Source organism: Enterobacter sp. DSM 30060 (genome assembly GCF_013375955.1).
Classification (GTDB): domain Bacteria; phylum Pseudomonadota; class Gammaproteobacteria; order Enterobacterales; family Enterobacteriaceae; genus Enterobacter; species Enterobacter intestinihominis.
Window position 1 is genome coordinate 179,432 of record NZ_CP056118.1, and the last position, 21,721, is coordinate 201,152.

Sequence of the window (21,721 nt, forward strand, 5' to 3'; positions counted from 1 at the left end):
ACGCTATGGATACCTGGATCTATCTCTCTCAGGGGTTCGCGGTAGCGATGACCCCGGAAAACCTGGTGATCGCCCTGATCGGCTGTTTCGTCGGGACGATCGTTGGCCTGCTGCCGGGCCTTGGGCCTATCAACGGCGTGGCGATTTTACTGCCGCTGGCCTTTGCGCTGCACCTGCCTGCGGAATCGGCGTTGATCCTGCTGGCGACGGTTTATATCGGCTGCGAATACGGGGGGCGTATTTCCTCGATACTGCTTAACGTTCCTGGCGATGCCGCCGCCATTATGACCGCGCTGGATGGCTATCCGATGGCACAGCAGGGACGCGGCGGCGTGGCGCTCTCTATTTCCGCCGTCAGCTCGTTCTTTGGCTCCCTGATCGCCATTGGCGGCATCATCCTCTTCGCCCCGGCGCTGGCCCAGTGGTCGCTGGCATTTGGTCCGGCCGAGTATTTTGCCCTGATGGTATTCGCCATCGCCTGTCTCGGCAGCATGATGGCGCAGAATCCGCTGAAGTCGTTTTTGTCTGCGTTGATTGGCCTCAGTCTGGCCACCGTCGGCGTGGATGCCAACACCGGGGTTTATCGCTTTACCTTCGACAGCGTTCATCTCTCCGACGGCGTGCAGTTTATCGTCGTGGTGATTGGTCTGTTCTCTGTCTCAGAAATCTTACTGATGCTGGAACATACCAGCAGCGGGCAGACGCTGGTGCGTAAAACCGGACGTATGCTCTTTAATGCCAAAGAGGGGGCGCAGTGTGTGGGTGCCACCCTGCGTTCGGCGGTGATCGGTTTCTTCGTCGGCATTCTGCCAGGCGCGGGGGCGACTATCGCCAGCGCCATCACCTACATGACCGAGAAAAAGCTGAGCGGTAACAGCGACAGCTTCGGCAAAGGCGATATCCGCGGCGTGGCGGCACCGGAGGCGGCGAATAACGCCTCGGCCTGCGGCTCGTTTATCCCGATGCTGACCCTCGGCGTGCCGGGCTCCGGCACCACGGCGGTGATGATGGGCGCGCTGACGCTCTATAACATCACTCCCGGTCCGGCGATGTTTACCGAGCAGCCCGATATCGTCTGGGGTTTGATTGCCGCCCTGCTGATCGCCAACGTGATGCTGCTGGTGATGAACATCCCGCTGATCGGGCTATTCACCCGTATGCTGACCATTCCCCTGTGGTTCCTGGTCCCGGCCATCGCCGCCGTCTCTGCGGTTGGGGTATACGCGGTGCACAGCACCACCTTCGACCTGGTGTTAATGGTGCTGCTCGGCGTGCTGGGCTACATTCTGCGCAAGATGCACTTCCCGATGTCGCCGCTGATTTTAGGGTTTGTGCTGGGCGAAATGCTGGAGCAGAACCTGCGCCGCGCCCTCTCCATCAGCAATGGCAACATGGCGATCCTGTGGGAGAGCAGCGTGACGAAGATCCTGCTGGCGATGGCGATCATGGTGATTGTCGTGCCGCCGGTGCTGCGCTGGATGCGTCGACGCCAGCAGAAACCGCAGCCGGATATCGGCTGATTAGCCCCTCAACAGGGCATTGACCCACTGCCTTAACGACTGGCGGGAGATCTTTATCCCGCCATTTTTCAGTTCTGACGGCAGCGCCAGCCAGTGTACCGGCTGCTCAAAGCGCGCCAGCCTGCCCTGAACCCACTCCGGCAACAGCGTGATATCCGTGCCCGGCTCACATTCCACTACCGCCACCGGGCGTTGCCCGTATTCGGCGTCATCCAGCGGGACGATAAACACCTGGCTAACCTGCGGATGTGAGACGATAACGCGCTCCAGCGCTTCCGGCTGGATCCCTTCTCCGCCGCTGAAAAAGAGATTGTCCATTCGGCCCAGAATGGTCAGGCGTCCGTCATGCCACTCGCCGCGATCGCGGGTGGCGAACCAGCCCTGCTCGTTGACAAGCGGCAGTAAGGCGCCGTCTCGCCAGTAGCCCGCCGCCATGCTTTCCGCCCGGATCCAGACTTCACCGTTCACCACCTGAAGGTCTCTGCCCGGCAGCGCGCTGCCCACGTCCGGCGCGCCGTCGGCCTCTTTGGCGCAGACGGTGGAGGCGAACTCGGTCAGACCGTAGCCGCAGAACGTGCGGATCCCCTGCTTGCGCGCCTGTTCGGTCAGCTCAACGGGGATTTCCGCCCCGCCGAGCAGCACGGCTTTCAGCGCAACGGGATGGTGTGAATTGAGCAGCCGCCACAGCTGCGTCGGCACCAGCGAGGCGTGGGTACAGCCCTGCAGGGCCTGCTCCAGCGGCTGTTTTTCACGCACGGTGAGACGGCCTCCGCCCTGCAACCAGCGCCACAAAATCCCCTGACCGGAGACGTGAAACAGCGGCAAGGACAGCAGCCAGTCGTCATCACCGCCATAAGGCATCAGCGACAACACGCCTTTTGCGCTGGCAAGGTGGGCGGCACAGGTGTGCACCGCCGCTTTTGGCAAGCCGGTGGAGCCGGAGGTGAGCGTCATCGAGGCCAGCCGTTCTGCCTGCCACGTCACGCCGCCCTGCCCCTCACCCTCTCTTAATGCCAGCGCGGGCAGACCGTCATACTCACCGTTAAGCACCAGCGCAAAGCGCAGGGTCATCTGCGGCAGGAGGACGTCCAGCAGCGGACGGGGAAGCTGAGGGTTCACCGGCAAAATGCGGGCGCCGCACTGAAGCAACGCCAGCCAGGCCAGCAGGGTCTGCGGATGGTTGTGGGCGAGCAGCATGACGCCGTCACCGTCCCTGACACCCTGAGACTGAAAACCGGCTGCCAGACGATCGATACGCTCGCCCAGCTGTGACCAGTTGAGCGTTATATCGTCTAAACGCAGCGCGAGTGTATCAGCACTCCTGGAGCGCCAGTGCCGCCACGGCCAGTCGGTAAAAGTCATTGCAGCGGCTCCAGCGTCCCGACATCGAGGCACGGCAAGGTGCTGTCCGGCCACTGGCGAATCAGCTGGGCCTGCATCAGGTTTAGCGTATCAAGACCGGGAACGGTGTCCGGCGTTAACCATGCAGCGATGCGCGCCAGTTGCGTCAGCCCGAGGCTGGATTCGATGGATGAACTGATCACCGCCGTCAGCCCTGCGGCATGGGCCGCCGCAACCTGCTCGCGCACCTTGTCGAGGCTGCCGGTCAGCGTTGGCTTAATGACCACGGCACCGACGCCCGGCTCGGCGGCAAACGTAAAACCGGCTTCGCGCAGGCTCTCATCCCAGGCAATGGCAATGCCGGTTTCCCGGGCGAAGGCGCGAGAGTCGTCGCGCGTTTTGCACGGCTCTTCGAGAAACGCGATGCGGTTGCGGTACGCCGGGTTGACGTACTTCGCAAACTGCTGCGCCCTGAGCGGCGTCCAGGCGCGGTTGGCGTCCAGGCGCAGGTGCAGATCGGGAATGGCTTCCAGTAACAGGTTAACCACCATTCCGTCGCGCACCGCTTCGTACAGGCCGACCTTAATTTTCGCCACCTTCTCGCCAGGCATCCCTGAGAGCAGCGCGAAAAGTTCATCCGGATCGCCGGAACAGAGTGGCGCGGCGCGATAATTCGCCGCATCCGGCAAACGGCCGTCCAGCTCTGCCAGCGCGCAGCTGATGCCGAACGCGACAGAAGGAACGTCCGGCAGCGACGGATCTGCCCCCTCACGCCATTCGTGCGTCCAGGCCATCAGCGCCGCCTGCGCCTCATCCAGCGTTTCCAGGCTAAAGCCCGGAAGCGGGGCGATTTCGCCCCACCCTTCCCGCTCGCCCTGCCGGAGATGCACGAAAAAGCCATCACGGGTTTTTAACCGCCTTTCACGCAGTACCACGCCCGCGTCCATCGGTATCTGCCAGCGGTAAACCTGCGCGCGACGCATTACGGGTTCCGTTTGTATTTGCTGAAGTCTGGCTGGCGTTTTTCGTTGAACGCGTTGCGCCCTTCCTGACCCTCTTCGGTCATATAGAACAGCATGGTGGCGTTACCCGCCAGCTCCTGAAGTCCCGCCTGACCGTCACAGTCGGCGTTGAGGGCCGCTTTCAGGCAGCGCAGCGCCATTGGGCTGTTTTGCAGCATTTCGCGACACCAGCGCACGGTCTCTTTTTCCAGATCGGCGATCGGCACCACGGTGTTAACCAACCCCATGTCCAGCGCTTCCTGGGCGTTGTACTGACGGCACAGGAACCAGATTTCGCGGGCTTTTTTCTGGCCGACGATGCGCGCCATGTAGGATGCCCCCCAGCCGCCGTCGAAGGAGCCAACTTTCGGGCCAGTCTGACCGAAAATGGCATTTTCCGCCGCAATAGTCAGGTCACACATCATGTGCAGCACATGACCGCCGCCGATGGAATAACCTGCCACCATCGCAACCACCGGTTTTGGACAGGTCCGGATCTGGCGCTGGAAATCCAGCACGTTCAGGTGGTGCGTGCCGGCATCATCCTGGTATCCGCCGTAGTCGCCGCGGACTTTCTGATCGCCGCCCGAGCAGAAGGCTTTCTCCCCTTCCCCGGTGAGGACGATGACGCCGATGTTGTCGTCGTAGCGTGCATCCGCCAGCGCCTGGATCATCTCTTTTACGGTCAGCGGACGAAACGCGTTGCGTACCTGTGGACGATTGATGGTGATTTTGGCGATACCATCGGTAGATTTGTGGTAGCGAATGTCGGTGTAGCCTTCGGAGCAGTCCTGCCATTCAACCGGCGCGTAAAGCATGTTTTCATCAGGATAGATCATAGCGTGTCCTTTGTTCGATAACGCAGTATCTGAGCCAGACTCGCGGCAACCGCTTCCGGGTTGTCCCGGTGGGCGTTGTGTCCGGCATGAGGGATAGCATGACGCATGGCGTTAAGTTCAGCAGCGATGGCTGCAAACTTCCCGTCACGTTCGCCATAGAGATAGTCGAAAGAAAAATCACGCGCGGTGAGCGCGGGACGTAAATCAGGCTGAACGGCAAGCGAGGTGGCTTCCAGCATCTCAGCCAGCCTCGGGCCGTTGTTCCGGCTACGCAGCGCGATCAGCGCGTTGCGCTGTTCATTCGTAAGGGAGGTAAAGACCGGCTGTTGATACCAGTCGGCAAAGACGGCTTCAAGCGGCTCACTGCGAAAACGTGACGCCCAGCGGCGGTCCGAGGTCAGCCGCGCCTGGCGCGCCTCGACGTCTTGCAGCCCAGGGTGTCCACCTTCCACAATCACCCCGTCTAACCCCGCAGGATGCTGGCAGGCATGGAACATCGCAATGCGGCCACCGAGAGAGTACCCTACCAGCCAGTAATTTAGTATGTTGTAACTAATTAAGGTATACGTGAGCAATTCACTTACCTCTGCAAACCCCGTCACGCCCGTATCCGCTGAACCACCGTGCCCGGGCAGGTCAAGGTAGAGTCTGGGGTAGTCATGCAGCGACGCCCCAACGGTCTGCCACTCACGACAGTCACCGGAAAAACCGTGCAAGAAAACCAGCCAGGGGTAGCCTGATTTTCCGGGCTGAGTGACGCCAGCGAGGATCACAGGTGACTCACCTGCGCCAGCAGATGTTGCAACTTCTGCGCGCCGTCAGAATCGTTTACCACCAGCTCAATCAGCGTCGCGCCAGGCTGCCGCCAGGCGGTGTTCAGCGCCGTCTCCAGCGCGTCCCAGTTTTCCGGGCGATGGTACTTCAGGCTGAACATGGCGGCGGCGTGTTCGAACTGCACGTTTTGCGGCATCAGATAGAAGCGCTCACGTTCGCTTTGCGGCGTCGGCAGCAGGGAGAAAATCTGTCCGCCGTTATTGTTAACAACAATCAGCACGAACGGAGCCGACGCCTGACGCAGGAGCGCCAGTGCGTTGAGATCGTAGAGGGCTGAGAGATCCCCCACAATCGCCAGCGTGGATTTTGCGCTGGCCCGCTGTACGCCAGCGGCGGTGGAGATCAGCCCGTCAATGCCGCTCGCGCCCCGGTTGCTGTATACCGGATAACCCGCGGGCAGCTGCGAAAAGGCGTCAATCAGGCGCACCACCAGGCTGTTACCGACAAAAAGTTGCCCCTGCTCGGGAAGATATTTGCGGATACGGTGCGCCAGCCCGGCTTCACTGAACTCCTCGCACTGCGCTTTGGTGAGTTCCCACGCCTGACGCGACAGCGCCGGGATCTCCACCGCCCAGGGTTTGCGTTTTTCCGCCGGATGCAATTCCAGCCAGCTGTCAATATCGCTCACCAGGCGGCGACCGCGATGGTGCGCCGGGTCAAGGCGTCCTTCGAGCGGATCCACCAGCCAGTACTCTTCTGGCGTACAGGTGGCCTGCCACTGGAGCAGTCGCTTGCCCGTCAGGCTCGAGCCCAGCTGGACGACAATTTGCGCCTGCGCCAGCTCGGTGACCGCTTTCGCGTTCCCCAGCCAGAGGTCAGCGCAGGGCAGCGGCTGGCCCGTCTGGGAAAGCACGTCACCAATCAGCGGCCAGCCAAGCGTTTGTGCCCACTCCGCCGCCAGCTTGCCTTCCGCCGCACTCATCCGCCCGGCAATCACCACCCCGCGCTTCTGGCGCCAGAAGAACCAGTCGCGCTGCTTAGCGCTTTCCAGATGCGTCTGCTCACGCAGCCAGGGCTTTTCGCTCTCCCACCATTCTCCCAGCTGCTGTTGCCAGGCTAGGCCGGTCTCGTTCATTTCGCCGTACAGCGGTTCGGCAAACGGGCAGTTAATGTGCAGCCCGCCGCTGCGCAGTGCGTTCATGGCGTGGTCGAGAGTTGAGACCAGCCAGCTGGCGGGAATATCCTGGGTGGGGCGCGGCAACGAGACCGTCTGTGAAGGATGCGAGGCAAAAATGCCAGGCTGACGAATCGCCTGGTTCGCGCCGCAGTCAATAAGTTCCGGAGGACGATCGGCGGTGAGTAAAATCAGCTTTTCGCCGGTTAACCCCGCTTCAATCAGCGCCGGATAGAGGTTTGCCACCGCCGTGCCGGAAGTCACTATCACCGCCACGGGCGCGTTGCTGACTTTCGCCAGCCCGAGCGCCAGGTGGCCGAGACCACGCTCGTCAAAATGGGTGTGATGAATAAAAACCCTGTTTTCCGCCGCAGCAAGGGTGAGCGGCGTGGAGCGAGAGCCCGGAGCAATACACACATGCCTGACACCATGGCGGGTCAGGGCTTCAAGGATCACCGTCGCCCAGCGTCGGTTAAAAGAACTTACTGACATGAGATTGTCCAGTATCAAGAATGCGACACAGTATAAATAATAGAAAAAGTCAGAATTTTGATATGAATCGGGATTGCACGAATCAGTATTAATCCCTCAGGAGGAGGGAACGCAGCCCGGCGGCCTTATTTTCGATCTCCTGCCACTCCTGCTCTGGATCGGAGCCGCTGACGATGCCCGCCCCCGCATAAAGACGCAGCGCGGCGTCATGAACGCGGGCGGAGCGTAATGCCACGCAGAACTCGCTTTGATCGCGCGATAAATAGCCCGCCGATCCGGCGTACCACTCCCGGTCAAACGGCTCCACTTTCGCAATAAATTCTCGCGCTGCCTGACGCGGCAGCCCGGCCACCGCCGCCGTCGGTTGCAGAATATGCAGACACTGCTCGTCATCAGATTGTTTGAGTTCGGTCCAGATACAGCGGCGTAAATGCTGCACCTTGCGCAGACGCAGCACCTGCGCTGGGAGGATCTCCAGCGTCCGGGTATGGTGCTGAAGACGCTGGCAGATATCTTCCACCACCAGCATATTTTCCCGCTGATTTTTGTCGTCGTTCATCAGCCAGTCGCCCAGACGCTGGGCCTGCTTATCGTCAGAATGGCTGGCGACGGTGCCTGCCAGCGCTTCAGTGCGCAGCAGCATGCCGCGTCGCCGCCAAAGTCGCTCGGGCGTCGAGCCGAGGAACGCGTTGCAGGCGTCAAAGACCATACAAAAATGATAGCAGTTGAGGTTCAGCGCGCGGCTGGCGGCCATTAGCGCGATGGCGTTCACGGGCTGCTGGCACTGCACGTCTGTAGCACGTGCGAGCACCACTTTCTCAAAATCGCCGCGAGCAAGGGTATCCGTCGCCTGACGAATCAACGCCAGCCATTCCGGTTTTTCCGGATGATGGGTTTCCTGCACAATCTGCACGGACAACGGGCGGATCGGCGCGGCGTCGCGCAGGTTATCAATAAACTTCAGTGCGTCACCGGCATCGTCACACAGCGACGTTTCGCTCCACAGTTGCAGGCGCAGCGTGGCGACCCCGCCAGACCGTCGCCAGAGAAGGCGCGGTAAAAACAGCTTTCCCTGTGCCGGGTTGAAGGCGTTCAGGCCGCAGATACGGGTATCATTGGCTACGTCATGGGTGTGCAAAAACCGGGAGGCCGAGGCCAGAGAGTCAAAATGGGCGAGGCTTCCGAGCGCGGCAAGTTCTTCATCACCGCTCCGCTGTTGCCAGTAAAACTGGGGATAGCATCGCTGCACACCCAGCCAGGCCAGCGGATCGAAGGCGTCGTTTAACGGGAAAGAGACATCGAAATGGCGTAAACCGGGTGTAGCGGGTAACGCTTGCGCAAGCTGAGTGCGCAGGCGTTCCAGCGCGATGGAAATCGAATGCACGCGAACCTCTCCCTGTTAAAACCTTACATTATACGGGGTACTGCTGATAAATAGCAGTACCCACGTGTAGGGAGGGGTTTACCGGCTTAACGACGGGCTAACAGCAGGCCCAGCACCAGCCCTACGGCCGCACCGACCCCAATGCCCTGCCACGGCTTTTCGTGCACATAATCGTCGGCACGATAAACCGCCTGTTTGGCGCGGTAGTAGTAATTGTCGGATGCGTTGCTGACGCGGTTTTTCACGTCATGCAGCGCCTGCTCGGCGCGGGCTTTGAGCTCAATGTACTTCTGATCGGCAGGATCGCCTGAAGAGCGCAGTACTTCTTCCAGCGTTTCGCTTAACAGCGTTAAATCGTCGTCTGCTCGGGTATCCCAGGATTGAAATGACATATTTTTCTCCATGTTAGTACACCAGTCCGATAACTATAGACAACGTCTCGCTATTGCGCCTGTTTCGCTTCGCGCGCCATAACGATGTGTGGGATGCCATCTTCATCGTAAATGTCCGTGACCGGGGTAAAACCAAAATGGCCATAGAATGATTGCAAATGCGCCTGCGCGCCCAGGTATAACGCCTTGTCTGGCCACCGTTTCAGGCATGCGTCCAGCGTTTTTTCCATCAGCTGATAGCCCAGCTTTTCACCGCGCGCGCTTCCGCTGATAATGACGCGGCCAATGACGACAGGGTCAAAATCCTCTTCGCTTTTCAGAATCCTCGCATACGCCACCAGCTCGTTATCGCGCCAGCCGAGGATGTGCCGGTTCTCGCCGACCAGGTCATCGCCGTCGATATCCTGATACGGGCAGGTTTGTTCAACCACAAAAACTTCGCAGCGCAGTTTGAGCAGGGCGTAGAGTGACTGAATAGTCAGTTCGCTGTGGTGTAGATCTTGCCACTGGATCATGTGTTTCTCCTTCCTGGGGTTCATCACGTTATACTAAACCCCTTCCCATTCGGCAAAGGGCTGATTGCGTTATGGAACTGATTTTTCTGGGTACGTCCGCGGGCGTGCCAACCCGCTCACGCAACGTGACGGCGATTCTGCTGGATCTTAAGCATCCTACCCGCGGCGGGCTGTGGCTGTTTGACTGCGGCGAAGGTACGCAGCATCAGTTGCTGCATACCTCATACCACCCGGGGAAAGTGGATAAAATATTTATCACCCATCTGCACGGCGACCATCTGTTTGGCCTGCCGGGCCTGCTGTGTAGCCGTTCGATGGCCGGTAACGCTAACCCGCTGACCATTTATGGCCCTGCGGGTATTCAGGCATTCGTTGAGACCACGCTGCGCCTGAGCGGCTCGTGGACCGACTATCCGCTGGAGGTGGTTGAGATCGGCGAAGGTCTGGTGTTCGACGACGGAGATTACCAGGTGCGCGCTTACCCGCTTAACCATCCGGTGGAATGCTACGGTTATCGCGTTGAGGAGCATGACAAGCCCGGGGCGCTGAACGCCGCCGCGTTGCAGGCCGATGGGGTGAAACCTGGCCCGCTGTTCCAGCGTCTGAAGCACGGCGAGACCGTCACGCTGGAAGACGGGCGCGTCATCAACGGTCAGGATTACCTTGCGCCGCCGCAGCCGGGCAAAAAACTGGCTATTTTTGGGGATACCGCCCCCTGCCCTTCGGCGCTCCGGCTTGCCGGGGGTGTGGATGTGATGGTGCATGAGGCAACGCTGGAAGCGGCGATGGAAGAAAAAGCCAATAGCCGGGGGCACAGCTCAACGCGTCAGGCCGCGCAGCTGGCGCGCGAGGCTGGCGTCCGGAAACTGATTGTCACTCACGTCAGCTCACGCTATGACGTCCGCGGCTGTGAAAGCCTGCTGGCAGAGTGTCGGGAGGTGTTCCCGGCATGCGAGCTGGCGGAAGATTTTGCTCAGGTCAGCGTTTAGTCCTTCATTTTTCCCTCAGGGTGCCGATAACGATTAAAAGGCAAGCATTTCTCTTGAGGGTAGAATGGATAATTTCCAGAAAGATATTGATGACAGGGCAAACCTGACCCAGTCCAACCGTTTTGAACTGTTGCTGTTCCGTCTTGGCACCTCTCTGAACGAAAATAAATCCGAGCTGTTCGGCATCAACGTGTTCAAACTGCGCGAAATTGTGCCGATGCCGACCTTCACCAAACCAGCGGGAATGAAGTCTCCGCTGATGGGGATGGTAAATATTCGCGACCAGGTGATCCCGGTGATCGATCTGGCCGCCGTCGCTGGCTGCAAGCCAGCCACCGGGCTAAACATTTTGCTGATCACCGAATATGCCCGCAGCGTGCAGGCGTTTGCCGTGGAATCGGTGGAGAATATCATGCGTCTCGACTGGAAGCAGGTGCACGCCGCGGAAACCGCCGTCAGCGGTCGCTACATCACCAGCATTGCCTGTCTGGACGAAAAGACCGATACCAACGATCTGGCAATGGTGCTCGACGTGGAGCAGATCCTGTATGACATCACCCCGGCGAACCACGATCTGCACGCCACCCATCTGGAAACCACCAAATTCAACATCAAGCCTGGCTCTGTCGCGATTGTTGCTGAAGACTCGAAAGTAGCGCGCTCAATGCTGGAGAAGGGATTGCAGGCAATGGAGATCCCGGCTCAGCTGCATATCACCGGCAAAGACGCATGGGAGAAAATCACTCAGCTGGCCGCGCAGGCTCAGGCTGAGGGCGTCCCCGTTACCGATAAGATTGCCCTGGTATTAACCGACCTCGAAATGCCGGAGATGGACGGCTTTACGCTGACGCGCAAAATCAAAACTGACCCGGTACTGAAAGATATTCCGGTGGTGATCCACTCGTCTCTTTCCGGCAACGCGAACGAAGATCATATACGCAAAGTGAAGGCTGACGGCTATGTGGCGAAGTTTGAGCTGAATGAGCTGTCGTCGGTGATTGAAGAGGTGCTGGACCGCTCGATGAAGAAGATTGACGGGCCGCTTATAAGCAGGAAGCAGTTAGCTTAGTCGGGTGGCGCTTCGCTTACCCGACCTACAAGACCTGTAGGCCCTGCAAGCGTAGCGCCGTTGGGCAATAAAAAACCCGCCGAGGCGGGTTTTTTGCTTTTACATCAGCGGCATCGCGCGCTGCACAATCTCAATCAGCGGCTGCGGATAGATACCGAAGATCAGCACCAGAAGCGCGGAGATCAGCACCACGATCCCCCCGGCGCTGTACTGCCAGTTGGACGGCGCATCACGGTTGAGCTGCTGAGGCGCGCTCAGGTACAGGCTCACAGCCACACGCAGGTAGTAGTAAAGACCAATCGCGGAGCCGATAACGACACCGGCAGTCAGCCACCACAGACCCGCCTGCACACCGACGGCCAGCACGTAGAACTTACCGATAAAGCCCAGCGTCATCGGGATACCCGCCAGAGAGAGCATCATCACGGTCATTACCGCAGACAGAATCGGACGGTGCCAGAACAGACCACGGTAGGAGAACAGGGAATCTGCATCCGGCCCACGGTACGGGCTGGACATCAGGCTCACCACGCCGAACGCGCCGAGGCTGCTGAACAGGTAACCGGCCAGATACACACCCACGGTTTCCATCGACATCTCACCGCTTTGCAGCGCAATCAGCGCCACCAGCAGGTAGCCCAGATGGGAGATTGAGGAGTAGCCCAGCAGACGCTTAATGTTGGTCTGGCTCAGCGCCATCAGGTTACCGAAGATGATGGAAACGAACGCGATAATGCCCAGCACCACGCGAACCGCTTCGCTGTCACCCACCGGGGCGTACAGGAACAGACGCATGACCACGCCAAAGATAGCGATTTTACTCGCCGTCGCCAGGAAGGTAGAGACCGGCGCTGGCGCACCCTGATAAACGTCTGGCGTCCACAGGTGGAACGGCACCAGAGAGAGTTTAAAGCCAAGGCCAACAATCATCATGCCCAGACCCGCCAGCAGCAGCGGCTCGTGCATCATACCGTCGCCGAGGCTCTTACCGAGCGCCAGGAAGGAGAGGTTACCCGTCTGTGCATACAGCAGCGCGATACCGAACAGCAGGAACGACGACGCAGCAGCGGACAAGATGGTGTACTTGATCGCCGCTTCCAGAGAGCGCTTCTGACGGAAAGCGTAACCAATCAGGCCGAACAGCGGCAGTGAGATCAGCTCAATACCGAGGAACAGCGCGGCCATGTGGTTCGCGTTCGCCAGCAGAATGCCGCCCAGTGCGGCAATCAGTACCAGCAGGTAAAACTCTTCTTTGTTGTCGTTGTACCCTTCGAGCCACGGGTACGCAAAGGTACAGGTTGCCAGGCTCGCCAGCAGCACCAGACCGGTGTAGAGCATGGCGTAGCCGTCAACGCGCATCAGCGGCGTGACGTCCATTGCGCCCGCCTGGCCAACAAACCAGAGGGAGACTAACGCAGCGTTCAGACCCAGAACGGACAGGGTCGCATTCAGGAAGTGATTGCGTCGCCACGCAATGGAGAGCATCACAACCACCACCGTCAATCCGACGATCAGCAGCGGTAGCAGCGCGATCAGTTGTTGTGGAGTTATTGTCATGGCGAATTACGGCCTTGTAGTAGAAGCAGAATTAACAAACCACTGCTGGATGTTACCCATCGCGGAGTGCGAGGTATCCAGAATCGGCTGCGGATAGAAGCCCAGCAGCACCAGCAGTACGACCAGCAGCAGGATGATGGACAGCTCACGCAGCGACATCCCCGGCAGTTCTTTAGCAGCAATTTCGCTCTTCGCTTTACCGAAGTAGGCGCGGTGCAGCATCGCCAGCGAGTACACGGAGGCGAACACCAGACCAAAGGTGGAGATGACGGTAATCATCGGAACCACTTTGAAGCTGCCGAACAGAATCATAAATTCGCCAACGAAGTTACCGGTACCTGGCATACCCAGGGTGGCAACCGCGAAGAACATGGAGAGTGCAGGCAGCCATTTCATTTTGCCCCACAGGCCGCCCATCATACGCATGTCGCGGGTATGCAGACGTTCGTACAGCTGACCACACAGGATGAAGAGACCGGCAGCGGACAGACCGTGCGCAATCATCTGGATCACCGCGCCCTGGTACGCCAGCTGGCTACCGGTGTAGATGGCAATCAGTACGAAGCCCATGTGGGAAACGGAGGTGTAAGCAATCAGACGTTTGATGTCGTACTGCGTGAAGGCCATCCATGCACCGTAGAAGATACCGATCACGCCAAGCCACATGGCAATCGGCGCAAACTCTGCGGAGGCGTTCGGGAACAGCGGCAGGGAGAAACGCAGCAGACCGTAGGCCGCCGTTTTCAGCAAGATACCCGCCAGGTCAACGGAACCCGCCGTTGGCGCCTGAGAGTGGGCGTCCGGCAGCCAGCCGTGCAGCGGAACCACCGGCATTTTCACCGCGAAGGCGATGAAGAAGCCGAGCATCAGCAGGTATTCCACGCCGTGGGACATCGGGGTCTTCAGCAGATCTTCATAGTTGAAGGTCCAGACGCCGGTGGCGTTGTAATGCACAAACACCAGCGCCAGGATGGCAATCAACATCACCAGACCACTCGCCTGGGTGTAGATGAAGAACTTGGTGGCCGCCGTGATACGCGTTTTACCGTCGGATGCCTTGTGGCCCCACAGCGCGATCAGGAAGTACATCGGCACCAGCATCATCTCCCAGAAGAAGAAGAACAGGAACATGTCGATGGCCAGGAACACGCCGATAACGCCGCCCAGGATCCACATCAGGTTCAGGTGGAAGAAGCCCTGGTATTTTTCGATTTCTCGCCAGGAGCAGAGTACCGCCAGAACGCCGAGCAGACCGGTCAGCACGACCATCAGCAGCGACAGACCGTCAATCGCAAGGTGGATCGTGATACCGAAACGTGGGATCCACGGCAGAATGAACTCAGACTGCCACTGCGGAAGGCCCGCAGACTGGGTCAATGAGTAGCCACCCTGCAACCACAGTTGCAGGCCAAGCGCGAGCGTCAATCCCATGGTGATCAGCGCGATCCAGCGCGGCATCTTCACGCCAAAGCGTTCAGTCTGCCAGCACAGGAAGCCGCCGATGAAGGGAATTAATATTAGCCAGGGTAATAACATGGCGATTTTTATTCCTTGTTAAAGTCCCTCAGGGACCGATTTTCAACGAATTCGACAAAATTCACGTGTTAGTGCGGTTTGTGGTGTCGGGTGACGCTCACGCTTACCCGACCTACGGTCTCGTAGGCCCGGTAAGCGCAGCGCCACCGGGCAAAAACCACTATCGCAACACCATCAGCAGCGCCAGCACGACAACCGCACCGATGCTCATGGATGCCACATACCAGCGCAGATAGCCGTTCTCGCTGTACAGCAGGCCTTTACCTGCAAAGCGAGAGAGGATCGCCGGGATATTCATCAGGCTGTTCAGCGGATCGCGCTTCAACAGCCACGCAATGCCCAGGAACGGCTTCACGAAGATCATGTCGTACAGCCAGTCGAAGCCCCATGCGTTGTACCACCAGGTGCCCAGCAGACGGCCCGGCGCGCTGTTGGCAACGGCAGTCACCAGCGTGCGTTTGCCCAGCCACAGCCATGCGGCAATCAGGATGCCCGCGATAGCCACAACGCCCGAGGTGATTTCAAGCGTCAGAACGCGACCGTGCTCAAGCTCGGTTGTTGCCGGCAGTACGCCCTGCAACGGTGGCACAATCATCGCGCCAACGAAGGTGGAGAGTACCAGCAGCACAATCAGCGGCAGGTGGTGGGTAATCCCCTTCCCTGCGTGAGCGTGAATTTGTTCTTTACCGTGGAAGACGATGAAAATCATACGGAAGGTGTACAGGGAGGTCATAAACGCACCGACCAGACCCGCAACCATCAGATTGATATGACCATTCGCCATGGCGCCCGCCAGGATTTCATCCTTACTGAAGAAGCCTGCGGTAATCAGCGGCAGTGCCGCCAGCGCCGCGCCGCCTACCAGGAAGCAGACATAGACGAGCGGGATGGACTTACGCAGTCCGCCCATTTTGAAGATATTCTGCTCGTGGTGGCAGGCCAGGATCACCGAACCGGATGAGAGGAACAGCAGCGCTTTAAAGAACGCGTGCGTCATCAGGTGGAAAATGGCTGCGTCCCACGCCTGAACGCCCAGCGCCAGGAACATGTAACCAATCTGGCTCATGGTGGAGTACGCGAGAACGCGTTTGATGTCGGTCTGCACCAGTGCGGCAAAGCCTGCCAGCACCAGCGTAACCGCACCGACGATACCCACCAGATGCAGAATTTCCGGGGTCATCAGGAACAGGCCATGGGTACGCGCAATCAGGTAGACACCGGCGGTGACCATGGTCGCGGCGTGGATCAGCGCGGAGACAGGGGTTGGACCCGCCATCGCGTCGGCAAGCCATGTCTGCAACGGCAGCTGTGCGGATTTACCCACAGCACCACCCAGCAGCATCAGCGTTGCCCACCACAGCATGTTGTTGCCTGCTTCGAAGTGCGCTGGCGCCAGTTCCACCATTTCGCGGAAGTTCAGCGTGCCCAGTTCGTTGTAGAGAATGAACAGCGCGAAAGCGAGGAAGACGTCACCCACACGGGTCACGACGAACGCTTTCATGGCCGCTGCGCCATTCTTCGGATCGGTGTAGTAGAAACCGATCAGCAGGTAAGAGCACAGACCCACGCCTTCCCAGCCCAGATACATCAGCAGCAGGTTATCGGCCAGCACCAGAACCACCATGCTGGCGATAAACAGGTTGGTGTAGGCGAAGAAGCGGGAGTATCCCTCTTCACCGCGCATATACCAGGAGGCGAACATGTGGATCAGGAAGCCCACGCCGGTGACCACGGAGAGCATGGTCAGAGACAGACCATCCAGCACCAGGTTGAAACCGATGTTGAAGTTACCGACCGACATCCAGTTCCACAGCGGCACGCTGTAGGCCTGACGTCCATTGTTAAAGAAATCGATACCCGCATACGCTGTCACCAGCGCAGCCAGACCGATTGAGCCAATGCCCACGGTGGCAGACAGATTCTCAGACCAGCGGCCGCGAGAAAATGCCAGCAGCACGAAGCCAATCAGCGGAAAAATAATGGTTAAGGCAAGCATGTTCATCCACGCAACTCACTTACTGAATCGATGTTCAGGTTCTGGCGGCGACGATGGAGCTGCAGCAACAGCGCCAGGCCAATACTCGCTTCGGCAGCCGCGAGGCTGATGGCGAGAATGTACATCACCTGACCGTCGGCCTGGCCCCAGTAGCTACCAGCGACCACAAAGGCCAGCGCGGAAGCGTTGATCATGATTTCCAGACCGATCAGCATAAACAGCAGATTGCGGCGGATAACCAGACCGGTTAAGCCCAGAACGAACAAAATCGCAGCGAGGATCAGTCCATGTGTTAAGGGGATCATGCGCGCTCCTCCGTTTTTCTTTTCGCACGGTCATCAGTGCGGTTGCTCAGCACCTCACCAACACGTTCTTCGCGACCGACGTGGAAGGCAACAACCAGGCCCGCCAGCAGCAGCATAGAGGCCAGTTCAACCGCCAGAACGTACGGACCAAACAGCGCAATACCAACAGCCTTGGCGCTGATTGGCGTGCCGTCAATGCCCTGGTCGTTAACGCCCAGAATAGCGTAAACAATCACCACCAGCATGATGGCCGACAAAATTGCCGGGCCAATCCACACCTGCGGTTTTAACCATTGACGTTCCTGCTCAATTTCAGAGCCGCCCAGGTTGAGCATCATCACCACGAACACGAACAGCACCATAATGGCACCCGCGTAGACGATAATTTCCAGCGCACCGGCAAAATGCGCGCCCAGCGCAAAGAACACCCCGGAAATAGCCAGCAGCGAAATGATTAAATACAGCAACGCATGCACCGGATTGGTGTGCGTGATCACTCGCAGCGTAGCCAGGATGGCGATAAGGCCACAGATATAAAAAGCGAATTCCATTGCCCTCTCCTTACGGTAACAGGCTCTTGACGTCGATAGGCTTAGCTTCGTTCTCTGCTTCGCCCTTATCTTTGCCGTCGATTGCCATACCCGCCATCCGGTAGAAGTTATATTCCGGGTATTTGCCCGGACCGGAAATCAGCAGATCCTCTTTCTCGTACACCAGGTCCTGACGCTTGTACTCACCCAGCTCGAAGTCTGGAGTCAGCTGAATCGCCGTGGTTGGGCACGCTTCTTCACACAGACCGCAGAAAATGCAGCGTGAGAAGTTGATGCGGAAGAACTCAGGGTACCAGCGGCCGTCTACCGTCTCGGCTTTCTGCAGAGAGATACAGCCTACCGGACACGCTACCGCACACAGGTTACAGGCTACGCAGCGCTCGGAACCGTCCGGGTCGCGCGTCAGCACGATACGGCCACGGTAGCGCGGCGGCAGATATACCGGCTCTTCCGGATACATCCGGGTTTCGCGTTTGGCAAACGCGTGCAGGCCGATCATCCAGATACTGCGTACCTGGGTGCCAAAGCCTACGAGTAATTCTTTTAAGGTCATGATCTCAAAGCCCCTTATGGCTGCTGCCAGAGAATGACAGCCGCCGTTACCAACAAGTTGACGAGCGTCAGCGGCAGGCACACTTTCCAGCCGAAGGACATTACCTGGTCATAACGCGGACGCGGTAAGGACGCACGAATCAAAATGAACATCATCATGAAGAACGCGGTTTTCAGCGCGAACCAGATGAACGGCGGTAAGAACGGGCCATGCCAGCCACCAAAGAACAGCGTTACCATCAACGCGGAAATGGTGACGATACCGATGTACTCGCCCACGAAGAACAGACCGAATTTCATACCGGAATATTCAATGTGGTAACCGTCGGCCAGTTCCTGTTCGGCTTCTGGCTGGTCAAACGGGTGACGGTGACACACCGCCACGCCCGCGATAGCAAAGGTCACAAAACCAAAGAACTGCGGGATAACGTTCCAGATGTCGGCCTGGTTGTTGACGATGTCGGTCATGTTGAATGAACCGGCCTGCGCCACCACGCCCATCAGGGAAAGCCCCAGGAACACTTCGTAGCTCAGCGTCTGCGCGGAAGCACGCATCGCACCCAGCAGCGAGTATTTGTTGTTACTGGACCAGCCTGCGAACAGCACCGCGTACACCGCGAGGCCTGCCATCATCAGGAAGAACAGAATGCCGATGTTCAGGTCAGCCACCACCCAGGTCGGGCTGACGGGAACGATAGCAAACGCCAGCAGCAGCGAGGTAAAGGCGATCATCGGCGCCAGCGTAAAGATCACGCGGTCCGAGAAGCGCGGAACCCAGTCCTCTTTAAAGAACATCTTGATCATGTCCGCCACCAGCTGGAGTGAACCACCCCAGCCCACGCGGTTCGGTCCGTAACGGTTCTGGAACAGACCGAGCAGACGACGTTCACCAAAGCTCATGAACGCGCCGCAGGTGACGACCACCAGCAGAATGACGACCGCTTTCAGAATGCTCAGCAGGATGTCGATAAGATCCGGCGTTAACCAACTCATGCTTTTGCCTCCTGAAGGTTATCAAGATGCGCACCCGCCAGGACCGGCGCGATGCCAGGCATACCCATCGGCAGACCCACCTGCCCTGCTGACAGGCTTTCAGAAATAATCAGCGGCAGGCTGATTGTCTGGCCGTCGTAGCTAAAGGCAATGTTCGCACCCGCGTTAACGCCAAGCTTCGCGGCATCCGCCGGGTTGAGCTTGATGTACGGCTGCGGCATACGCTGCTGGAATACCGGAGAACGCTGGGACATTTCGTCGCTACCGAACAGATGGTAGTACGGCGCAATACGCCAGTGGCCTTCCTGAGCCTGGAAACGTTCCGGAACGGTAGAGAAGAAGTCCAGACCGGTTTCGGAGGCTTCAATCAGACGCACGCCCGGATCGCCGTGGCGCAGATGACCACCCACTTCAGCCTGGAATTTGTTCCATGCCTGTGGGGAGTTCCAGCCCGGTGCCCATGCAAACGGGATTTGCGAACGCGGCGCAGACGGCTGGTTGTTCCCTTCCATCGAGAAGGCGAACATGGTGTCTTTATCCTGCGGCTGACGCGGTTCGTGCACGCTGATGTTGGCACGCATCGCAGTACGACCGCTGTAGCGGTGCGGCTCACGCGCCAGTTTCTGGCCGCGAATACGGAAGCTTGCGTCAGGCGCGGCGTCTTTAATGCCCGCCAGCTGAGGCAGTTTCTCAACAACCGCGTCGATTACGTGGTCGAGCTGCGTCCAGTCCACTTCACGACTCTGCACGGTGCTGTGCAGAGAGTGCAGCCAGCGCCAGCTTTCCAGCATCACGGTGTTGCTGTCGTAGTAGGCCGGGTCATAAACCTGGAAGAAGCGCTGTGCGCGGCCTTCGTTGTTGATCACCGTCCCGTCGCTTTCTGCGAAGCTTGCAGCAGAGAGCACCAGGTGTGCTTTGTCCATGATCGCGGTGCGCTGATGGTCGATAACCATCACCAGCGGTGCTTTGGAGAGCGCGGCGTCAACGCGAGCGGCCGAAGCGTGGCGATGCAGGTCATTTTCCAGCACTACCACCGCATCAGCAGAACCGGATTCCAGTTCGCTTAACGCTTCTTCCAGCGAGCCGCCGCCAATCATGCCCAGTCCGATGCTGTTCACCGCACGGGCAATCATGGTCACACCGACGTCAGCGCCACGGCCCTTCAGGGCTTTGGCAACGTTCGCTGCGGCCTGAATGATTTCAGCGCTACCGGCGTTGGTACCGGAAATGATCAGTGGTTTCTTCGCCCCCGCCAGCGCCTGAACAATCACGTCGACCTTGTTCTGCAGGTCGCGATCCAGTTCAACGGCCGGCGAGTTGCTGTCCAGCGCGTGGGCAATGGCAAAGCCGAGGCGCGCCTGATCTTCAACCGGTGCGCAGTAGGTCCACGCGGCGATATCGTCCAGACGGGTGTTGTCGACGTTAGTCACAAACAGAGGATGCTTCGCGCGCTGGCCGATGTTGAGGATCGCCGCAATCTGCCAGTCAGCCACTTTCTGCGCCGCTGCCATTTCACGTGCTTTACCCTTCACCGCCTGACGAACCGCCAGAGCCGCGCGTGCGCCGGTCTGCGTCAGGTCTTCCCCGAGCACCAGAACCGCATCATAGGATTCGATTTCGCGCAGCGCAGGCGTGTGTACACCGCCTTCACGCAGCACTTTCAGCACCAGTTGCAGACGTTCCTGCTCGCCATGGGCGATACCGGTATAGAAGTTTTCCGCCCCAACCAGCTCGCGCAGCGCGAAGTTGCTTTCGATGCTGGCGCGCGGGGAGCCGATGCCGATCACTTTCTTCGACTGGCGCAGAATATCTGCCGCGCCCTGCATCGCCTGTTCAGCGTTGAGGGTAATGACGTCGTCGCCACGGCGCTGAACCGGCTGACGCGGACGGTCTTTCAGGTTCACATAGCCATAGCCAAAACGACCGCGATCGCAGAGGAAGTAGTGGTTAACGGTACCGTTGTAACGGTTTTCGATACGACGCAGTTCACCGTAACGTTCACCCGGGCTGGTGTTACAGCCGAGGGAGCACTGCTGGCAGATGCTTGGCGCAAACTGCATGTCCCATTTACGGTTGTAACGCTCGGAGTGGGTTTTATCCGTGAACACGCCGGTCGGGCAGATTTCTACCAGGTTACCGGAGAATTCGCTTTCAAGCGTACCGTCTTCCGGACGACCGAAGTAAACGTTGTCATGCGCGCCATACACGCCCAGATCCTGACCGTCTGCATAATCTTTGTAGTAACGCACGCAGCGGTAGCAGGCGATGCAGCGGTTCATTTCGTGAGAGATGAACGGCCCCAGATCCTGATTTCGGTGGGTACGCTTGGTAAAGCGATAGCGACGGAAGCTGTGACCAGTCATGACGGTCATATCCTGAAGGTGGCAGTTACCACCCTCCTCACACACCGGACAGTCGTGTGGGTGGTTGGTCATCAACCACTCCACTACGCTTTCGCGGAACTGTTTGGCTTCTTCGTCATCAATCGAAATAAAAGTGCCTTCGGTGGCTGGCGTCATACAGGACATCACCAGTCGACCACGCGTGTCTTCCGCGTTTTGATATTGCTTCACCGCACACTGGCGGCAAGCACCGACGCTGCCCAGCGCCGGATGCCAGCAAAAGTACGGAATATCGAGGCCAAGAGACAGACAAGCTTCCAGCAGGTTGTCCGCCCCGTTGACTTCGTATTCTTTGCCGTCTACATGAATCGTAGCCATTAGCATGCTTCCAGTTGGCTC

At 58.7% G+C, this 21,721-nt stretch carries 19 protein-coding genes; 3 read left to right on the forward strand and 16 right to left on the reverse strand.

What is annotated here, in order from left to right:
- Positions 1–5 precede the first annotated feature (5 nt).
- Positions 6–1,520, forward strand: a complete 1,515-nt coding sequence (locus HWQ15_RS00750; protein ID WP_022648814.1) for a tripartite tricarboxylate transporter permease — start codon at positions 6–8, stop codon at positions 1,518–1,520.
- On the opposite strand, the gene menE is transcribed toward HWQ15_RS00750, so the two are convergent.
- From menE to HWQ15_RS00790, 8 genes are all read right to left on the reverse strand, one after another.
- Entirely contained in the window at positions 1,521–2,882 is a 1,362-nt protein-coding gene (gene menE / locus HWQ15_RS00755) for an o-succinylbenzoate--CoA ligase (protein ID WP_063149097.1), read from the reverse strand.
- A complete protein-coding gene (menC, locus tag HWQ15_RS00760; protein WP_023300619.1) occupies positions 2,879–3,844 on the reverse strand; it encodes an o-succinylbenzoate synthase in 966 nt (321 codons plus the stop codon). Before menC ends, menE begins: the two co-directional genes overlap by 4 nt.
- The gene (gene menB / locus HWQ15_RS00765) at positions 3,844–4,701 is read right to left on the reverse strand and encodes a 1,4-dihydroxy-2-naphthoyl-CoA synthase (protein ID WP_014832749.1); all 858 of its coding nucleotides are present in this window, start codon (positions 4,699–4,701) and stop codon (positions 3,844–3,846) included. The genes menC and menB overlap by 1 nt, the downstream gene beginning before the upstream one ends.
- A complete protein-coding gene (gene menH / locus HWQ15_RS00770) occupies positions 4,698–5,474 on the reverse strand; it encodes a 2-succinyl-6-hydroxy-2,4-cyclohexadiene-1-carboxylate synthase (protein ID WP_063149098.1) in 777 nt (258 codons plus the stop codon). The genes menB and menH overlap by 4 nt, the downstream gene beginning before the upstream one ends.
- On the reverse strand, positions 5,471–7,141 hold the full coding sequence (menD, locus tag HWQ15_RS00775) for a 2-succinyl-5-enolpyruvyl-6-hydroxy-3-cyclohexene-1-carboxylic-acid synthase (protein WP_063149099.1): 1,671 nt from the start codon (positions 7,139–7,141) through the stop codon (positions 5,471–5,473). Before menD ends, menH begins: the two co-directional genes overlap by 4 nt.
- An 88-nt stretch (positions 7,142–7,229) precedes the next feature.
- Entirely contained in the window at positions 7,230–8,525 is a 1,296-nt protein-coding gene (gene menF / locus HWQ15_RS00780; protein WP_045620909.1) for an isochorismate synthase MenF, read from the reverse strand.
- Between the two features lie 86 nt (positions 8,526–8,611).
- Entirely contained in the window at positions 8,612–8,917 is a 306-nt protein-coding gene (gene elaB / locus HWQ15_RS00785; protein WP_022648821.1) for a stress response protein ElaB, read from the reverse strand.
- Between the two features lie 50 nt (positions 8,918–8,967).
- The gene (locus tag HWQ15_RS00790) at positions 8,968–9,432 is read right to left on the reverse strand and encodes a GNAT family N-acetyltransferase (RefSeq protein ID WP_063149100.1); all 465 of its coding nucleotides are present in this window, start codon (positions 9,430–9,432) and stop codon (positions 8,968–8,970) included.
- A 71-nt stretch (positions 9,433–9,503) separates the two neighbouring features.
- Here HWQ15_RS00790 and rbn point away from each other — a divergent pair, with 71 nt between their 5' ends.
- Together rbn and HWQ15_RS00800 are read left to right on the forward strand one after the other, a co-directional pair.
- Positions 9,504–10,421 carry a ribonuclease BN gene (rbn, locus tag HWQ15_RS00795; RefSeq protein ID WP_022648823.1) on the forward strand — a complete coding sequence of 306 codons (918 nt, stop codon included), beginning with the start codon at positions 9,504–9,506 and terminating at the stop codon, positions 10,419–10,421.
- A gap of 64 nt (positions 10,422–10,485) precedes the next feature.
- Entirely contained in the window at positions 10,486–11,490 is a 1,005-nt protein-coding gene (locus tag HWQ15_RS00800) for a chemotaxis protein (protein ID WP_022648824.1), read from the forward strand.
- Positions 11,491–11,589: 99 nt separating this feature from the next.
- On the opposite strand, the gene nuoN is transcribed toward HWQ15_RS00800, so the two are convergent.
- The 8 genes from nuoN to nuoG all read right to left on the reverse strand — a co-directional run bounded on the left by nuoN (position 11,590) and on the right by nuoG (position 21,700).
- Positions 11,590–13,047, reverse strand: a complete 1,458-nt coding sequence (gene nuoN / locus HWQ15_RS00805; RefSeq protein ID WP_022648825.1) for an NADH-quinone oxidoreductase subunit NuoN — start codon at positions 13,045–13,047, stop codon at positions 11,590–11,592.
- Between the two features lie 6 nt (positions 13,048–13,053).
- Complete coding sequence (gene nuoM / locus HWQ15_RS00810; protein ID WP_023300624.1) at positions 13,054–14,583, reverse strand: NADH-quinone oxidoreductase subunit M; 1,530 nt, start codon at positions 14,581–14,583, stop codon at positions 13,054–13,056.
- A 160-nt stretch (positions 14,584–14,743) separates the two neighbouring features.
- The gene (gene nuoL, locus HWQ15_RS00815) at positions 14,744–16,585 is read right to left on the reverse strand and encodes an NADH-quinone oxidoreductase subunit L (RefSeq protein WP_022648827.1); all 1,842 of its coding nucleotides are present in this window, start codon (positions 16,583–16,585) and stop codon (positions 14,744–14,746) included.
- Complete coding sequence (gene nuoK, locus HWQ15_RS00820; RefSeq protein ID WP_006176506.1) at positions 16,582–16,884, reverse strand: NADH-quinone oxidoreductase subunit NuoK; 303 nt, start codon at positions 16,882–16,884, stop codon at positions 16,582–16,584. Before nuoK ends, nuoL begins: the two co-directional genes overlap by 4 nt.
- A complete protein-coding gene (gene nuoJ / locus HWQ15_RS00825; RefSeq protein ID WP_006176507.1) occupies positions 16,881–17,435 on the reverse strand; it encodes an NADH-quinone oxidoreductase subunit J in 555 nt (184 codons plus the stop codon). The genes nuoK and nuoJ overlap by 4 nt, the downstream gene beginning before the upstream one ends.
- Positions 17,436–17,445: 10 nt before the next feature.
- Positions 17,446–17,988, reverse strand: a complete 543-nt coding sequence (gene nuoI, locus HWQ15_RS00830) for an NADH-quinone oxidoreductase subunit NuoI (RefSeq protein ID WP_003861491.1) — start codon at positions 17,986–17,988, stop codon at positions 17,446–17,448.
- A 14-nt stretch (positions 17,989–18,002) separates the two neighbouring features.
- Entirely contained in the window at positions 18,003–18,980 is a 978-nt protein-coding gene (gene nuoH, locus HWQ15_RS00835; protein ID WP_022648828.1) for an NADH-quinone oxidoreductase subunit NuoH, read from the reverse strand.
- The gene (gene nuoG / locus HWQ15_RS00840; protein ID WP_058677681.1) at positions 18,977–21,700 is read right to left on the reverse strand and encodes an NADH-quinone oxidoreductase subunit NuoG; all 2,724 of its coding nucleotides are present in this window, start codon (positions 21,698–21,700) and stop codon (positions 18,977–18,979) included. The genes nuoH and nuoG overlap by 4 nt, the downstream gene beginning before the upstream one ends.
- Positions 21,701–21,721: the final 21 nt, after the last annotated feature.

Bases quoted from the DNA above. Each gene is read 5' to 3' on its own strand.
- menE (WP_063149097.1), bottom strand. From the start codon at position 2,882: ATGACTTTTACCGACTGGCCGTGGCGGCACTGGCGCTCCAGGAGTGCT.
- nuoN (WP_022648825.1), bottom strand. From the start codon at position 13,047: ATGACAATAACTCCACAACAACTGATCGCGCTGCTACCGCTGCTGATC.
- HWQ15_RS00750 (WP_022648814.1), top strand. From the start codon at position 6: ATGGATACCTGGATCTATCTCTCTCAGGGGTTCGCGGTAGCGATGACC.
- nuoG (WP_058677681.1), bottom strand. From the start codon at position 21,700: ATGGCTACGATTCATGTAGACGGCAAAGAATACGAAGTCAACGGGGCG.
- nuoK (WP_006176506.1), bottom strand. From the start codon at position 16,884: ATGATCCCCTTAACACATGGACTGATCCTCGCTGCGATTTTGTTCGTT.
- nuoI (WP_003861491.1), bottom strand. From the start codon at position 17,988: ATGACCTTAAAAGAATTACTCGTAGGCTTTGGCACCCAGGTACGCAGT.
- HWQ15_RS00790 (WP_063149100.1), bottom strand. From the start codon at position 9,432: ATGATCCAGTGGCAAGATCTACACCACAGCGAACTGACTATTCAGTCA.
- nuoM (WP_023300624.1), bottom strand. From the start codon at position 14,583: ATGTTATTACCCTGGCTAATATTAATTCCCTTCATCGGCGGCTTCCTG.
- nuoH (WP_022648828.1), bottom strand. From the start codon at position 18,980: ATGAGTTGGTTAACGCCGGATCTTATCGACATCCTGCTGAGCATTCTG.
- menC (WP_023300619.1), bottom strand. From the start codon at position 3,844: ATGCGTCGCGCGCAGGTTTACCGCTGGCAGATACCGATGGACGCGGGC.
- nuoJ (WP_006176507.1), bottom strand. From the start codon at position 17,435: ATGGAATTCGCTTTTTATATCTGTGGCCTTATCGCCATCCTGGCTACG.
- rbn (WP_022648823.1), top strand. From the start codon at position 9,504: ATGGAACTGATTTTTCTGGGTACGTCCGCGGGCGTGCCAACCCGCTCA.
- menD (WP_063149099.1), bottom strand. From the start codon at position 7,141: ATGTCAGTAAGTTCTTTTAACCGACGCTGGGCGACGGTGATCCTTGAA.
- HWQ15_RS00800 (WP_022648824.1), top strand. From the start codon at position 10,486: ATGGATAATTTCCAGAAAGATATTGATGACAGGGCAAACCTGACCCAG.
- elaB (WP_022648821.1), bottom strand. From the start codon at position 8,917: ATGTCATTTCAATCCTGGGATACCCGAGCAGACGACGATTTAACGCTG.
- nuoL (WP_022648827.1), bottom strand. From the start codon at position 16,585: ATGAACATGCTTGCCTTAACCATTATTTTTCCGCTGATTGGCTTCGTG.
- menB (WP_014832749.1), bottom strand. From the start codon at position 4,701: ATGATCTATCCTGATGAAAACATGCTTTACGCGCCGGTTGAATGGCAG.